The organism is Micromonospora sp. WMMB235, assembly GCF_001855515.1.
Classification (GTDB): domain Bacteria; phylum Actinomycetota; class Actinomycetes; order Mycobacteriales; family Micromonosporaceae; genus Micromonospora; species Micromonospora aurantiaca.
Window position 1 is genome coordinate 5,182,281 of sequence record NZ_MDRX01000001.1, and the last position, 14,363, is coordinate 5,196,643.

Consider the following 14,363-nt stretch of genomic DNA (forward strand, 5'->3'; position numbering starts at 1 on the left):
CTGCGGGTCAGTCGACCCGCAGGCGGTACCCCCGCTTGACCACCGTCTGCACCACGCGGGGCGCCGTCAGCCCCGCCCGCAGGCGGGCGACCGCCATCTCCACCGCGTGCTCGTCGGCGCCACGTGGCAGCGTCCGCAGCAGCGCGGTGCGGGAGAGCACCTTCCCCGGCGACGCGGCGAGCGCCCGCAGCACCGCCATCGGCGCCGGCGCCAGCTGGCGCAGCTCCCCGTCGACCACCGCGGCGTGCCCGCGCAGCGTCAGCACGTGCCCGGCCGCCTTCACCGAGACCGTGCGCCGGGGCAGCTCCTCGACGATGGTGCGGACCAGGGCACCCAGCCGGGCCCGGCTCGGCGCGCTCACCGGCACCCCGCGCCGCACCAGCGGCTCGGCGGTGACGGTGCCGACGCACCCGGCCAGCACGTCGCCGCGCAGCGCCTCCAGCACCGTCTCGGTACGGTCCCCGGCCGCGCGCAGCAGCGCCTCGGCCGCCGGGGCCGAGGTGAACGTGACCGCATCGACGAGACGCCCGGCCACCAGGTCGATGAGCCGGTGCAGCGGCGCCGGGTCGGCCGGCGGCGCCCACCGGTACACCGGCACCTCGATCACCGTGGCGCCGGCCGCCACCAGCGCGTCGGCGCACTCGGGCTGCCGCTCGCCGTGCAGCTGCATCGCCACGACCTGGCCGGCCACCCCGCGCCGGACCAGGTGCTCGACCACCTCGTCGCAGCTCTCCGAATCCGGGGACCAGTGCTCGCGCAGCCCGGCGGCACGGATCGCGCCGGTCGCCTTCGGACCGCGGGACACCACGTACGCGCGGGCGAGCGTGGTGCGCAGCGGCTCGGCCAGCCCCCAGCCCTCAGCCGCCTCCAGCCAGCCCCGCATGCCGATGCCGGTGTTGGCCATCAGCACGTCCGGCGGGTGTTCCAGGCAGGCCCGGGTGGCCTCACGCAGGTCGGTGTCGTCGGCCAGCGGGACGATCCGCAGCGCCGGGGCGAGCACCACCCGCGCACCGCGCCGCTGGAGCAGCGCGGCCAGTTCGTCGCGCCGCCGGTCGGCGGTGACCCCGATGGTGAAGCCGGCCAGCTCGTCCCGCATCATTCCTCCTGCCGTAACCGCACCTCGACCAGGCCGTCCCGGCAGCGCACCGGATGCCGGCGCAGCGTCACGCCCGGTAGGTCCAGGCACCGCCCGGTGGTGAGGTCGTAGACCTGCTTGTGCAGCGGTGAGGCGAGCGTGGGCACGCCGCCCCGGCTGCCCACCAGACCCCGGGACATGACGTACGCGCCGCCGACCGGGTCGAGGTTGTCCACCGCGTACAGCCCGTTCGCGGTACGGAAGACCGCCACCTGTACGCCGTCGACGAGGGCGGCCACGCCCCGGTCGGGGTCGAGCCGGTCCAGCGGGCAGACCGGGGTCCAGTCCAGCGTTACGACGGGGCTCATCGGCGTACCTCCGGCAGGCCCAGCGCGACGGGCTGGCGGCGGTGTCCGCCGTCCGGGGGCGCGCCCCGGGCCGGCACCGGCTGGCCCCGCTCCTGGGTGAACGTGATGGACGGGTCGGGCACCTCGGGCGCGTTGACGAAGGAGGTGAAGCGGCGCAGCCGGTCCGGGTCCTCCAGGACGTCGCGCCACTCGTCGGAGTAGCTCGTGACGTGCCGGGCCATGGCCGCGTCGAGGTCGGCGCAGAGCCCGAGCGAGTCGTCCACGAGCACCGACCGGAGGTGGTCCAGGCCGCCGTCCATGGCCTCGATCCAGGCGGCGGTGCGCTGCAACCGGTCGGCGGTGCGGATGTAGTACATGAGGAACCGGTCGATCAGGGTGACCAGTTCCGCGGTGCTCAGGTCGGTGGCGAACAGGTCGGCGTGCCGGGGCCGGAAACCGCCGTTGCCGCCGACGTACAGGTTCCAGCCGGTCTCGGTGGCGATGACGCCGAAGTCCTTGCTCCGGGCCTCGGCGCACTCCCGGGCGCAGCCGGACACCGCCGACTTGAGCTTGTGCGGCGCGCGCAGGCCCCGGTAGCGCAGCTCCAGCGCGACCGCGAGCCCCACCGAGTCCTGCACGCCGTAGCGGCACCACGTGTCGCCCACGCACGACTTCACGGTGCGCAGCGCCTTGCCGTACGCGTGACCCGACTCGAAGCCCGCGTCGACGAGCCGGCGCCAGATCTGCGGCAACTGGTCGACCCGGGCGCCGAACAGGTCGATCCGCTGCCCACCGGTGATCTTCGTGTAGAGCCGGAAGTCGCGCGCCACCTCACCGATCGCGATCAGCTTCTCCGGGGTGATCTCCCCGCCGGGGATCCGGGGCACCACCGAGTAGCTGCCGTCGCGTTGCAGGTTGGCCAGGAAGTGGTCGTTTGTGTCCTGGAGCGACGCCTGCTCGCCGTCGAGCACGTGCCCGGTGCCGAGCGAGGCCAGGATCGAGGCCACCACCGGCTTGCAGATGTCGCACCCGCTGCCGCGCCCGTGCTCGGCGACGAGCCGGGAGAACGTGCTGATGCCCCGCACCCGGATCAGGTCGAACAGCTCCTGCCGGCTGTGGTCGAAGTGCTCGCACAGCGCCGTCGACTGGCGTACCCCGGCGGCGTCCAGCAGCTGCTTCAGCATCGGCACGCAGGAGCCGCAGCTCGTACCGGCGCGGGTGCACGCCTTCAGCGCCGGCACGTCGGTCGCCCCACCGGCGATCGCCGCGTCCAGGTCGGCCCGGGTCACCGCGTTGCAGGAGCAGACCTGCGCGGTGGCGGGCAACGCGCCCGCACCGGCGCCCGCGCCGCCGGCCGGCGCCAGCAACGCCAGCGGGGGAGCGGGCAGCGGTCCGCCGACACTGGCGCGCAACGCCGGGTACGCGCTCGCGTCCCCGACCAGCACGCCGCCGAGCAGCGTCCGCGCGTCGTCGGAGAGGACCAGCTTCGCGTACGAGCGGGTGGCCGGGTCGGTGTACGTCACGTCGAGGCAGCCGGGGGTGACGCCGTGCGCGTCACCGAACGAGGCCACGTCCACGCCGAGCAGCTTGAGTTTCGTGGCGGTGTCCGCGCCGGGGAACGTCGCAGCGCCGCCGAGCAGCCGGTCCGCGACCACCTCGGCGGTGGCGTACCCGGGCGCGACCAGACCGTGGCAGACCCCGTCGACCGCCGCGCACTCGCCGACCGCCCAGATCCGCTCGTCGGCGGTCCGGCAGGCCGTGTCCACCAGCACGCCGCCGCGCGGGCCCAGCGGCAGCCCGGCCATCCGGGCCAGTTCGTCGCGCGGCCGGATCCCGGCGGCGACCACCACCAGCTCCGCGTCGAGGCTGCGGCCGTCGGCCAGGTCGAGCGCGGCCACCGTGCCGTCCGGGCCGGGACGCAGCGCCGTGGTGGCCACCCCGAGGTACGGCGTGACGTCCAGTTCCTCGACGTAGCGGCGGAGCATCGCGCCGCCCGCCTCGTCCACCTGCACCGGCATCAGCCGGGGCGCGAACTCGACAACGCTCGTGACGAGCCCGAGCAGCCGCAGCGCGTTCGCCGCCTCCAGCCCGAGCAGCCCGCCACCGATCACCGCGCCGGTACGGCGGCCCCGTGCGTGCTCCCGGATCGCGGCCAGGTCGTCGAGTGTCCGGTAGACGAAGACGCCCGGCAGATCGGTGCCGTCGACCGGCGGCACGAACGCGTACGAGCCGGTGGCCAGCACCAGCGCGTCGTACGGGTACTCGCCGGCCGCCGTGGTCACCACCCGCCGTGCCCGGTCGACGCCGGTGGCCGGTTCGCCGAGTCGCAGGTCCACTCCGGCGTCGGGCGTGTGCAGGTTCAGCTCACCGGCGTCCACCCCGTCGAACACGGCCGAGAGCCGCACCCGGTCGTACGCCGGGCGCCGCTCCTCGGCGAGCACCGTGACCCGCCACCGCCCGTCGGTGTCCCGGGCCCGCAGCGCCTCGACGAAGCGCTGCCCCACCATGCCGTTGCCGACCACCACCAGCCGCTCGTTCATGACACCTCCACCGTCTCGCGATCCGTCTCGCTGTCGCGTGTCTCGTCCGTGGGCGGGTCCACCTCGGCGAGCCAGGCGGCGATGCCGGCCACCGCGTCCCGGCAACTGCCGCAGCCGGTGGCGGCCCGGGTCTCCGCGGACAGCTCCGCCGCCGTCCGGGCGCCCGCCCGCCAGCACGCCACCAGGGCGCCCTTGCTCACGTCGTTGCACCGGCACACGGTCGCGGCGTCCGGCATCAGCGCCGGTGACGCGGCCGGACCGGCCGGCGCCTCGCCGAACGCCCGGCCGAGCAGCAGCGAACGCCGGTCCGCCGGCACCGGCGCGCCCCTGTCGAACAGCTGCACCACGGTGCCGACCGCCGGGTTGTCACCGAGCAGGATCGCGCCGGTCAGCCGCTCGTCCCGGATGCGCAGCCGGGCGTAGGTGCCCCGGGCCGGGTCGGCGAAGGTCAGCTCCTCGACCGGCCCGCCCGGGTCGCCGGTCCCGTCCACGTCGCCCATCGCGGCCAGGTCGATACCGGCCGCCTTGAGCCGGGTCACCGCCGGGCGGGGCCGGTACCGGGCCAGCGGGTCCGTGCCGGTCAGCACGTCGGCCACCACCCGGGCCTGCGCCCAGGCCGGCGCGACAAGCCCGGTCAACGTCCCGTCGTGCTGGGCGCAGTCGCCGATCGCCGAGATCCGCCGGTCGCTCGTCCGCATCCGGTCGTCCACCACCACGCCCCGCTCGACGGCGAGCCCGGCCGCGGCGGCGAGCGCGGTGTCGGGGCGTACCCCGCAGCAGAGCACCAGCAGGTCGGCGTCGAGCGTCCCGGCGTCGCCCAGGTGCAGGCGGACGCCGTCGGCGCCGGCGCTCACGGCGGTGGCCGGCACCCCGAGCCGGGACCGGACGCCCAGGCCGGCGAGCGTGCCCGCGAGGACCGCGCCGGCCGGCGGGTCGAGCTGGCGTTCCATCAGGTGCCCGACCGGGTGGACCACAGTCACGTCGAGCCCTCGGGCGGCCAGCCCGCGGGCCGCCTCCAGACCCAGCAGCCCGCCGCCGAGCACGACCACGCGCCGCGCGCCCTCGGCGGCGGCGAGGATCCGCCGGCAGTCGCCGAGCGTGCGGAACGGGACGACCCGCTCGGGCAGCGGGGCGAGGCCCGGCAGCGGCGGCACCACGGCCCGGCTGCCGGTGGCGAGCACCAGGTGGTCGTACCCGTGCCGCTCGCCGTCGTCGGTGACCACCTCGCCGGCGGCCCGGTCCACCGCGGTGACCGCCGCGCCGGTGCGGACCTCGACGCCCGGCCCGACGGCTTCGACAAGCTCCACGTCCGGCTCGCCGATGCGTCCGGCGAGCAGCGTGGAGAGCATGATCCGGTTGTACGCGCGGTGCGGCTCCGCCCCGAGCACTGTGATCGAGTGGTTCCCGCCGCGTGCGTGCAGCTCGGCGGCGAGCCGGGCGCCGGCCATGCCGTAGCCGACGACGACGATGCGTTCGTTCATGCCGGCTCTACCCGGACCGCGCAGATCTTGAACTCGGGCATCCCGGAGACCGGGTCGAGCGCGTCGTTGGTGACCGAGTTGGCGCGTTGCGCGCCGGGCCAGTGGAACGGCGCGAAGACGGTGTCCGGCCGGATCGCCGTGCTCAGCCGGGCCGGTGCGCACAACTCACCCCGGCGGGAGACCACACGTACCGGCGCGCCCTCGGCCACGCCGATCCGTGCTGCCAGGTCGGGGTGCAGCTCGACGAAGCCGCCCGGTGCGGCGCGGCGCAGCGCGGCCACCCGCCGGGTCTGCGCGCCGGACTGGTACTGCGCGAGCACCCGCCCGGTGGTGAAGTGCAGCGGGTAGTCGGCGCACACCGGCTCGGCGGCCGGCCGGTGGGTCACCGGATGGAACCGGGCCCGGCCGTCCGGGGTGGGGAAGCGGTCGGCGAACAGCCGGGGCGTGTCCGGGCCGTCCCGGTCCGGACAGGGCCAGAACACGCCGGTGTCGGCGTCGATCCGGTCCCAGGTGATCCCGGCGTAGTCGGCCGGCCCGCCGGCCGAGGCCCGGCCCAGCTCCGCGAACACCTCGCGCGGGTCGGCCGGCAGCGGCGTCCCGCCCCCGGTCAGCCGTTCGGCGAGCGCGGCGAGGATCTCCAGCTCGGTACGGACCCCGGCGGGTGGTTCGCGCAGCGCCCGGCGGCGCAGCACCCGGCCCTCCAGATTGGTCATCGTCCCGTCCTCCTCGGCCCACTGGGCGACCGGCAGCACCACGTCGGCCAGCTCGGCCGTCTCGGAACGGACGAAGTCCGCCACCACGAGCAGGTCCAGGGCGCGCAGCCGGGACTCGACCCGCGCGGCGCGGGGCGCGGACACGACCGGGTTGGAACCGAACACCAGCAGCGCCCGCGCGCCGGACGGCGTGCCGAGCGCGTCGAGGAGCTGGTACGCCGGCACCCCCGGCCCGGGTAGCGAGTCCGGTTCGACGCCCCACACCCCGGCGACGTGCTCGCGGGCCGCCGGGTCGTCGATGCGCCGGTAGCCGGGAAGCTGATCGGCCTTCTGCCCGTGTTCCCGGCCACCCTGCCCGTTGCCCTGCCCGGTCAGGCAGCCGTAGCCGGAGCCGGGGCGGCCGGGCAGGCCCAGGGCGAGCGCCAGGTTGATGAAGGCGGTGACCGTGTCGACGCCCTTGGCGTGCTGCTCGGCGCCCCGGGCGGTGAGGACGACCGCGCGGTCCACAGTGGCGAGTGCGCGGGCGGTCGCGTACAGGTCGGCCACCGGCACGCCGGAGAGCCGTTCCACCTCCGTCGGCCAGTAGCCGGCCACCGTCCGCCGGACGTCGTCGAATCCGGTGGTCCGCTCCGCCACGTACGCGCGGTCCAGCCAGCCCTCGGTGAGCGCGATGTGCAGCAGCGCGTTCGCCACCGCGAGGTCGGTGCCGGGCAGGGGTTGCAGGTGCAGGTCGGCCTGGCGCGCGGTGGCGGTGGCGCGCGGGTCGACAACGATCAGCCGGCCGCCGCGTTCCCGCAGGTCGGCGACGTGCCGCATCAGCGGCGGCATGGTCTCGGCCGGGTTCGCGCCGACCAGCAGCAGCGTGTCCGCGTGCCCGAGGTCGGCGAGCGGGAACGGCAGTCCCCGGTCGATCCCGAACGCCCGGTTCCCGGCTGCGGCGGCCGACGACATGCACCAGCGCCCGTTGTAGTCGATGTGCCGGGTCCGCAGCGTCACCCGGGCGAAGCGGCCCAGTGCGTACGCCTTCTCGTTGGTGAGCCCGCCGCCGCCGAAGACCGCCACCGCGTCCGGCCCATGGCGGTGCTGCACGTCCTCGACCCCGGCGGCGACGCGGTCGAGCGCCTCGTCCCAGGTCGCCGGGCGCAGCTCGCCGCCGGGCCGGTCGCGCAGCAGCGGGGTGGTGAGCCGGTCCGGGTGGTCGAGCAGGTCGGCGGCGGTCCAGCCCTTCTGGCAGAGCCCGCCCCGGTTGGTGGGGAAGTCGCGGGCGCCGACCTCGACACCGTCGCCGGTGGCGCGTAGCACCATGCCGCACTGCAACGCGCAGTACGGGCAGTGCGTGGCGGCCTCGACGAGGCGTGACCCCGTTCGCGTCGCCGTGCGTGCACCGTCTGTCATGTCGGAAAAGCGTGCCCTCGGGCGGTTTCCGGTCCGGGTCTGCTCTGTTTCGGTCCTGTCACGAGCGCTTCACACCGCACGAGGGTGACGAGACGCTCCGCGGGGCTTAGAATGTGAGACAACTATCTCATATAACGGGAGGCATGATGAGCGTGGCGGACGCGTTCGACGCGGTGGCCGGCAGCTACGACCAGGCCCGGCGCCGCCTTGTGCCCTGCTTCGACGCCTTCTACGGCACCGCTGTCGAGGTGGCCGCACCCCCGCTGCGCGCCGCGCTCGCCGCCGGGCGTACCCCCGAGGTGCTGGACCTGGGCGCGGGCACCGGCCTGCTGTCCCTGCTGCTGACCGCGGCCGTCCCCGGGGTCCGCCTGACGCTCGTGGACGGCGCCCCCGGAATGCTCGCGGTGGCCGCCGGGCACCTGGACGCCCGTGGCGTGCCGCACCGCACCGTCCACGCCGACCTGGCCGGTCCGCTGCCCGCCGGCCGGTACGACGCGGTGGTCTCCGCGCTGGCCATCCACCACCTCGACGACGAGGGCAAGCGGGCGCTGTACAAGCGGGCCGCCGACGCGCTCGTCCCCGGCGGGGTGTTCGTCAACGCCGAGCAGGTCGCCGGGCCGACCCCCGCGCTGGATCGCCGCTACGACGAGGTGTGGACGGCGCGGATCACCGAGCTGGGCTCCGACGCCGAGGAGATCGCCGGCGCCCGGGAGCGGATGCGGCACGACCGGCCGGCCCCGGTGGCCGAGCAGTGTCGCTGGCTGACCGAGGCGGGCCTGGTGGACGTGGACTGCTTCTTCAAGGAATGGCGTTTCGCGGTCTTCGGCGGTCAGCGGCCGGACGGATCGGCGAGGTGATTCTCGAGCCGATCGGCGAAACGGGACGCGCCGGCCTTCCGTAGGTGGGCGATCAGTTCGACCGCGTCCTTGTCCTCGGCGACCAGGCTGCGCCGGTAGTAGTCGATCTGCCGCGCCAACGTTCTCATGACCAGAGGCATCGAACGGTCGGCCACCCAGTTGAGGAACTCGTCGCCGGTGCGGACCGACAGCGATTCCCGTACGCATTCCGGCGGAAAGGCGCGCCGGTCGTCGGTCACCAGGATGTCGGCGCGGCCGTGGACGGCGGCGGCCAGCACGTGCCGGTCGTCCGGGTCCGGCGGGCACGGAACGTCGTTCGGCGAATAGCCGGTGACGAGGCCGTACGGGAACGCCTGGACGAAGCGGCGTCGCTGCCCGCCGATCGCCTGCTCGGAATGCTCGGGCCGCTTACGGCGCAGGCGATACATCCATTCCGCCAGAACGTCCTCGCTGTACCGCAGATCGAAGACGGTGCAGTCGCCTTCGAGCGCGAGAAGGCTGATCCAGTCGCGAAGGGTCCTGGAATAGAGAATGTTCGCGTCCAGGAACACCAGTGGGGCGCTGGGGATCACAGTGGACACCCTACCCAGCGCCCCCTGGCCGGGCCCGGAACTACACGTCGTCGGTGAAACCCAGCGCGTCGGATTCCCACATCAAGGCCTCGTACGACTTCCGTCGCTCCTCCATCTGCCGTTGCCGGAATGCGAGGACGTCGCGGAGGAAGAGGCGCCGGTGGCTGCCGACCCGGTGGGACGCGATCGACCCGTTCTCCAGGAGGCGAACGAGTGTGGGGCGGGACATGCCGAGCAGCTTCGCCGCCTCGGTCGTCGTCAGTTCGCGGGAGATGGCGCTGATCGCGACGCCGTCGCCGCGGGCGAGCATCGCCGAGATCTGATGGAGGACGTCGAACATCTGGGCGGGCACCTCGACCTCTTCGCCGTCCGCCGAGACGAGGCGGGCCACGCCTCCGCCCGCGGCGAGGGGGTGCCGCACGAGGAACTCCTCCATGGCGGCCGCCTTCTGGCGCTCCGCTCCCTCGGTGGGCATGACCGAGGCGGCCATGCCGGTGCTGAGGCTCATGACGGCTCCCTGTGGCAGATGCGGCTTGTGTCGTCCCAGCCGTTCGGACCTGCTCTATCGTCGCCCCCAAGTGCAATATCCGCAACCGGCTTCGCTTGTTTCACCTGCAGGTGTCCGATTCCGCGATCGGCGGGGACGAGGATGACTGGCGGTCATACCGATGGGTAGTCTTCGCGGCATGACCGCCAAGGTGACGCTGTCGTTCTCCGACGAGACGATCGAGGAGGCGCGCCGGTTCGCCAAGCGGGAAGGGCTCTCCCTCTCCGCCTGGATGGACCAGGCCGCCCGGGAGAAGGCGCTGCGCGAGGTCTTCACCGCGCACGCCGACGCGGTCGGCCGTGCCGGCCTGGACCTGGAAGCCGCCGCCCTGGCCGACGCCCAGGAGGTCGCGCTCGTCGACGACGCCCTGTTCGGCGGGCGTCCGCGTGCTGCGTAGGGGTGAGGTCTGGCGCATCTCCGGCGCCCGGGAGCGGTTCGGCCTGGTGATCAGCTCCGACGTCTACAACGCCACTGCGGTACCGATCGTGATCGTGGCCGAGGTGGTCGAGGAGTCGCTGCTGCGCGACTCGCCGCTCGCCGTGCCGATGGGCGCGTACGTGGTGATGCCCGACCGGATCTCCTCGCCGATGAAGAAGTGGTTCACCGAGTGCGTGGACGTGGCGGACACCGAGACCATGCAGCGGGTCGGCCGGGCGCTGCGGATCCTCCAGGAGCTGTGACCGCCTCACCGGCGCCGTCCGGCGGACGTGCGATCTCCGTTGCCGGGCCGACGCGTGCGGGGCACGCCGGGGAAACCACGGGCTGAGAGCGTCGCCTCGTCATCGACGAGGAGGAGTCGCCCGTGAGCACGCTCGTTTCCGCACCGACCACGCCTCCGGCCACCACCGCCGGCCGGCTCACCGAATGGCGGCCGGAGGACCCGGCGTTCTGGGCGGCCGGTGGCGCCCGGGTCGCCCGGCGCAACCTGTACGTCTCGATCTTCGCCGAGCACGTCGGCTTCTCGGTGTGGAGCCTCTGGTCCGTCACGGTGCTGTTCCTGGGCCCCGAGTACGGCATCGACCCGGCCGGGAAGTTCCTGCTCACCGCCGTACCGGCCGCGCTGGGGGCGGTGCTGCGGCTGCCGTACACGCTGGCGGTGGCCCGCTTCGGCGGCCGGAACTGGACCATCGTGAGCGCCCTGCTGCTGCTGGTGCCGGCGGTGCCGATGGCCGTGCTGATCGAGCCCGGGGTGTCGTACGCCACGCTGATGGTGCTGGCCTGCCTGTCCGGCGTCGGCGGCGGCAACTTCGCCTCGTCGATGGCGAACATCAACCTGTTCTTCCCGGAGCGGCTCAAGGGCCGGGCGCTGGGGCTCAACGCCGGCGGCGGCAACCTGGGCGTACCGGCCGTGCAACTGGTGGGGCTGGCGGTGCTGGCGACCGCCGGCGCCGCGTACCCCCGGCTCGTGCCGGCGGTCTACCTGCCGCTGATCGTGCTGGCCGCGCTGGCCGCGGCCCGGTGGCTGGACAACGTGCCGGGGGCGCGCAACGAGCCGGGCGCGCTGCGCGCGGCGGCCCGCGACCCGCACACCTGGGTGATGTCGCTGCTCTACGTGGGCACGTTCGGCTCGTTCATCGGCTTCGGGTTCGCCTTCGGCCAGGTGCTCCAGCTCCAGTTCCACGACCGGTTCCCGACCCCCGTGGACGCGGCCTGGCTGACCTTCCTGGGGCCGCTGATCGGGTCGCTGATCCGGCCGGTGGGCGGTCAGCTCGCCGACCGGCTGGGCGGGGCGCGGGTCACGTTCTGGAACTTCGTCGCGATGGCCGCCGGGGCCGGGCTGGTGCTGTACGCCGCCAGGGAGAAGTCGTTCCCGCTCTACCTGGCCGGGTTCCTGGCGCTGTTCGTCTTCTCCGGGATCGGCAACGGCTCCACGTACAAGATGATCCCGGCGATCTTCCGGGCCCGGGCCGTCGCGGAGAGTGAGCTGACCGGCGACCCGGAGGCGGCGCAGCGGCGGGCCCGGCGCCTGTCCGGCGCGGTGATCGGCATCGCCGGGGCGGTCGGCGCCTCGGGCGGGGTGCTGGTGAACGTGGCGTTCCGGCAGTCGTTCCTGACCTCCGGCACCGCCGACGCCGCCTACCTGGCCTTCATCGGCTGGTACGCGCTCTGTTTCGTGGTGACCTGGGTGGTCTACCTGCGCCCCGGACCGCGTACGCTGGTCGGCGTGTGACCTGTGCCATGACGAACCCGCAGGCCACGCGCGGCGCGACCCCGTTTTGACCTGCCGCAGGGCGGCCGGGTATCGTTGCCTGCTGTTGTACGACATTCTTAGGCGTGCCGCATCAGGTACGCTTGGTCGTTCGTGCGCGCTGGTCCGGCTGGGTACTCCTGGTCACCTCGGCGCGCGACCCCAGACCGACGACGAGACAAGGTAGACCTGTGCGTACGTACAGCCCGAAGCCGGGTGAGATCGAGCGTCAGTGGCACGTCATCGACGCCTCTGATGTCGTGCTGGGCCGCCTGGCGACCCACGCCGCCACGCTCCTGCGTGGCAAGCACAAGCCGACTTTCGCGCCGCACGTCGACACGGGCGACTTCGTCGTCATCGTGAACGCGGGCAAGGTCGCGCTGACCGGCAACAAGCGTCAGACCAAGGTCGCTTACCGCCACTCCGGTTACCCGGGTGGCCTGAAGCGGGTCGGCTACGACGAGCTGCTCACCAAGCGGCCCGAGCGGGCCATCGAGCTGGCCGTGAAGGGCATGCTCCCGCACAACAAGCTGGGCCGTCAGCTTCTCAAGAAGCTGAAGGTCTACGCCGGTGCCGAGCACCCGCACACCGCGCAGCAGCCGGTGCCGTTCGAGATCAAGCAGATCGCGCAGTGAGCGCGGGCGAAGGAAGCAGCATGACCGACATCACCGCCACCGAGGTCGCCCCCGAGGCCACCGAGGCGCCGGCGCCCGTCGCGCGCGCGCCCCGTGGTGACCGCCCGATCCAGACCGTGGGTCGGCGCAAGGAAGCCATCGTCCGGGTCCGGATCATCCCGGGCAGCGGCAAGATCACCTGCAACGGCCGCGACCTCGAGGCCTACTTCCCGAGCAAGGTGCACCAGCAGCTCATCAAGGACCCGCTGGTCACCGCCGAGAAGCCCGAGGCGTTCGACGTGATCGCCAACCTGCGTGGCGGCGGCACCACCGGCCAGGCCGGTGCGCTGCGGCTCGCCATCGCCCGGGCGCTGATCGTCAGCGAGCCCGACGACCGCCCGGCCCTGAAGAAGGCCGGCTTCCTGACCCGTGACGCCCGGGTCAAGGAGAGCAAGAAGTACGGCCTCAAGAAGGCCCGTAAGGCTCCCCAGTACTCGAAGCGCTGATCACCACAAGCGTCTTGTACTTCTGACGGACGGCCGGTTCGCCTCCCCCATCCGGGAGGCGGACCGGCCGTTCCGCGTTTCTCCTCTCATCGGCAGTTCCACGGAGGTTGGCGGGTATGGGCCGGTTGTTCGGCACGGACGGCGTACGCGGGCGGGCGAACGCGGATCTCACCCCGGAGTTGGCGCTTGCGGTCGCGGTGGCCGCAGCCCACACGCTGGCCGAAACCGACAAGAGCCATCCGCCGCTCGCGGTGGTCGGCCGGGACACCCGGGCCAGCGGCGAGATGCTGGAGGCGGCGGTGGTCGCCGGGCTCACCAGCGCCGGCGCCAACGTGGTCCGGGTCGGCGTGCTGCCCACCCCGGCGGTGGCGTTCCTCACCGCCGAGGCAAAGGCCGACCTGGGCGTGATGCTCTCCGCCTCGCACAACCCGATGCCGGACAACGGCATCAAGCTGTTCGCCGCCGGCGGGCACAAGCTGCCCGACGAGATCGAGATGCGGATCGAGGAGGCGGTGAAGGCGAACGCCACCACCGCCTGGAAGCGCCCCGTCGGCGCCGGTGTCGGCCGCGTGCACGACCTGCTCGACGGCGCCGACCACTACGTGCAGCACCTGGTCGGCACCGTGCCGCACCGCCTCGACGGGATCAAGGTCGTGGTCGACTGCGCCAACGGCGCGGCCGCCGACGTCGCACCGGTCGCCTACCGGGAGGCCGGCGCCGAGGTGATCGCCATCCACGCCGAGCCGGACGGGCTCAACATCAACGACGAGTGCGGCTCGAACCACATCGAGGCGCTGCGCGCCGCGGTGGTCGAGCACGGCGCCCACCTCGGCATCGCCCACGACGGCGACGCCGACCGCTGCGTCGCGGTCACCGCCGACGGGAACGAGGTCGACGGCGACCAGGTCATGGCGATCCTCGCGCTGGCCATGCGGGACGCCGGCGAGCTGACCCAGGACACCCTGGTCGCCACAGTGATGAGCAACCTCGGTCTCCGGCTGGCCATGTCCGAGCACGGCATCCGGCTGGTCGAGACCAAGGTCGGCGACCGGTACGTGCTGGAGGAGCTGCGCGCCTCCGGCCTGGCGCTCGGCGGCGAGCAGAGCGGCCACATCGTGCTGCCCGCGTACGCCACCACCGGCGACGGCGTGCTGACCGGCCTGCACCTGATGGCGCGGATGGCCGCCACCGGCACCTCGCTGGCCGAGCTGGCCGCCGTGGTCACCAAGCTGCCCCAGGTGCTGATCAACGTGCCGGTCGGCGACCGTACCGTCGGCGCCGCCGCACCGGCCGTCCGGGCCGAGGTCGAGCGCGCCGAGGCGGAGCTGGGCGAGACCGGCCGGGTGCTGCTGCGCCCGTCCGGCACCGAGCCGCTGGTGCGGGTCATGGTCGAGGCGGCCACCGAGGACACCGCCCGCGAGGTCGCCGAGCGCATCGCCGAGCAGGTCCGCACCGCCAGCCCGGTCGCCTGACCGACCCGGGGCCGCCTGCTCTTCCTCCTCGCCGGTCAGCTCGGCCGGACGCGGCG

General features: G+C 73.7%; 14 protein-coding genes. 7 read left to right on the forward strand and 7 right to left on the reverse strand.

All coding sequences use genetic code 11. From position 1 onward, the window contains the following. Positions 1 to 7: 7 nt before the first annotated feature. Genes BFV98_RS22980 through BFV98_RS23000 form a run of 5 tightly spaced genes read right to left on the reverse strand, consistent with a single transcriptional unit; the run spans position 8 to position 7,551 of the window. Complete coding sequence (locus tag BFV98_RS22980; RefSeq protein WP_013288585.1) at positions 8 to 1,096, reverse strand: uroporphyrinogen-III synthase; 1,089 nt, start codon at positions 1,094 to 1,096, stop codon at positions 8 to 10. Beyond that, positions 1,096 to 1,443, reverse strand: a complete 348-nt coding sequence (nirD, locus tag BFV98_RS22985; protein ID WP_013288584.1) for a nitrite reductase small subunit NirD — start codon at positions 1,441 to 1,443, stop codon at positions 1,096 to 1,098. Before nirD ends, BFV98_RS22980 begins: the two co-directional genes overlap by 1 nt. Further along, positions 1,440 to 3,962 carry a nitrite reductase large subunit NirB gene (nirB, locus tag BFV98_RS22990; protein ID WP_071097770.1) on the reverse strand — a complete coding sequence of 841 codons (2,523 nt, stop codon included), beginning with the start codon at positions 3,960 to 3,962 and terminating at the stop codon, positions 1,440 to 1,442. The genes nirD and nirB overlap by 4 nt, the downstream gene beginning before the upstream one ends. Next, a complete protein-coding gene (locus tag BFV98_RS22995; protein WP_071097772.1) occupies positions 3,959 to 5,443 on the reverse strand; it encodes an FAD-dependent oxidoreductase in 1,485 nt (494 codons plus the stop codon). Before BFV98_RS22995 ends, nirB begins: the two co-directional genes overlap by 4 nt. Then, on the reverse strand, positions 5,440 to 7,551 hold the full coding sequence (locus BFV98_RS23000; RefSeq protein ID WP_071097774.1) for a molybdopterin oxidoreductase family protein: 2,112 nt from the start codon (positions 7,549 to 7,551) through the stop codon (positions 5,440 to 5,442). Before BFV98_RS23000 ends, BFV98_RS22995 begins: the two co-directional genes overlap by 4 nt. Before the next feature lie 146 nt (positions 7,552 to 7,697). Here BFV98_RS23000 and BFV98_RS23005 point away from each other — a divergent pair, with 146 nt between their 5' ends. Beyond that, positions 7,698 to 8,408 (forward strand): class I SAM-dependent methyltransferase, encoded by a 711-nt coding sequence (locus tag BFV98_RS23005; protein WP_013288580.1) that lies wholly within the window; start codon positions 7,698 to 7,700, stop codon positions 8,406 to 8,408. On the opposite strand, the gene BFV98_RS23010 is transcribed toward BFV98_RS23005, so the two are convergent. Together BFV98_RS23010 and BFV98_RS23015 are read right to left on the reverse strand one after the other, a co-directional pair. Further along, complete coding sequence (locus tag BFV98_RS23010) at positions 8,381 to 8,980, reverse strand: PIN domain-containing protein (protein WP_083395310.1); 600 nt, start codon at positions 8,978 to 8,980, stop codon at positions 8,381 to 8,383. The genes BFV98_RS23005 and BFV98_RS23010 overlap by 28 nt on opposite strands. A 40-nt stretch (positions 8,981 to 9,020) precedes the next feature. Further along, on the reverse strand, positions 9,021 to 9,488 hold the full coding sequence (locus BFV98_RS23015; RefSeq protein ID WP_013288578.1) for a helix-turn-helix domain-containing protein: 468 nt from the start codon (positions 9,486 to 9,488) through the stop codon (positions 9,021 to 9,023). Positions 9,489 to 9,666: 178 nt separating this feature from the next. Between BFV98_RS23015 and BFV98_RS23020 the strand changes: the two genes are divergently transcribed. The 6 genes from BFV98_RS23020 to glmM all read left to right on the forward strand — a co-directional run bounded on the left by BFV98_RS23020 (position 9,667) and on the right by glmM (position 14,307). After that, positions 9,667 to 9,924 (forward strand): DUF6364 family protein, encoded by a 258-nt coding sequence (locus BFV98_RS23020; protein ID WP_030269378.1) that lies wholly within the window; start codon positions 9,667 to 9,669, stop codon positions 9,922 to 9,924. Beyond that, complete coding sequence (locus tag BFV98_RS23025) at positions 9,914 to 10,207, forward strand: type II toxin-antitoxin system PemK/MazF family toxin (protein WP_030269379.1); 294 nt, start codon at positions 9,914 to 9,916, stop codon at positions 10,205 to 10,207. The genes BFV98_RS23020 and BFV98_RS23025 overlap by 11 nt, the downstream gene beginning before the upstream one ends. Before the next feature lie 122 nt (positions 10,208 to 10,329). Next, positions 10,330 to 11,697 carry an MFS transporter gene (locus BFV98_RS23030; RefSeq protein WP_071097775.1) on the forward strand — a complete coding sequence of 456 codons (1,368 nt, stop codon included), beginning with the start codon at positions 10,330 to 10,332 and terminating at the stop codon, positions 11,695 to 11,697. Between the two features lie 209 nt (positions 11,698 to 11,906). Further along, a complete protein-coding gene (rplM, locus tag BFV98_RS23035; RefSeq protein WP_013288574.1) occupies positions 11,907 to 12,350 on the forward strand; it encodes a 50S ribosomal protein L13 in 444 nt (147 codons plus the stop codon). Between the two features lie 20 nt (positions 12,351 to 12,370). Next, positions 12,371 to 12,835 (forward strand): 30S ribosomal protein S9, encoded by a 465-nt coding sequence (gene rpsI / locus BFV98_RS23040; protein ID WP_013288573.1) that lies wholly within the window; start codon positions 12,371 to 12,373, stop codon positions 12,833 to 12,835. A gap of 116 nt (positions 12,836 to 12,951) precedes the next feature. Further along, on the forward strand, positions 12,952 to 14,307 hold the full coding sequence (glmM, locus tag BFV98_RS23045; protein WP_013473666.1) for a phosphoglucosamine mutase: 1,356 nt from the start codon (positions 12,952 to 12,954) through the stop codon (positions 14,305 to 14,307). Positions 14,308 to 14,363: the final 56 nt, after the last annotated feature.

What these genes read in the sequence shown, in the direction of transcription:
- BFV98_RS22980 (WP_013288585.1), bottom strand. Translation starts at nt 1,096, where the DNA reads ATGCGGGACGAGCTGGCCGGCTTCACCATCGGGGTCACCGCCGACCGG.
- nirD (WP_013288584.1), bottom strand. Translation starts at nt 1,443, where the DNA reads ATGAGCCCCGTCGTAACGCTGGACTGGACCCCGGTCTGCCCGCTGGAC.
- nirB (WP_071097770.1), bottom strand. Translation starts at nt 3,962, where the DNA reads ATGAACGAGCGGCTGGTGGTGGTCGGCAACGGCATGGTGGGGCAGCGC.
- BFV98_RS22995 (WP_071097772.1), bottom strand. Translation starts at nt 5,443, where the DNA reads ATGAACGAACGCATCGTCGTCGTCGGCTACGGCATGGCCGGCGCCCGG.
- BFV98_RS23000 (WP_071097774.1), bottom strand. Translation starts at nt 7,551, where the DNA reads ATGACAGACGGTGCACGCACGGCGACGCGAACGGGGTCACGCCTCGTC.
- BFV98_RS23005 (WP_013288580.1), top strand. Translation starts at nt 7,698, where the DNA reads ATGAGCGTGGCGGACGCGTTCGACGCGGTGGCCGGCAGCTACGACCAG.
- BFV98_RS23015 (WP_013288578.1), bottom strand. Translation starts at nt 9,488, where the DNA reads ATGAGCCTCAGCACCGGCATGGCCGCCTCGGTCATGCCCACCGAGGGA.
- BFV98_RS23020 (WP_030269378.1), top strand. Translation starts at nt 9,667, where the DNA reads ATGACCGCCAAGGTGACGCTGTCGTTCTCCGACGAGACGATCGAGGAG.
- rpsI (WP_013288573.1), top strand. Translation starts at nt 12,371, where the DNA reads ATGACCGACATCACCGCCACCGAGGTCGCCCCCGAGGCCACCGAGGCG.
- glmM (WP_013473666.1), top strand. Translation starts at nt 12,952, where the DNA reads ATGGGCCGGTTGTTCGGCACGGACGGCGTACGCGGGCGGGCGAACGCG.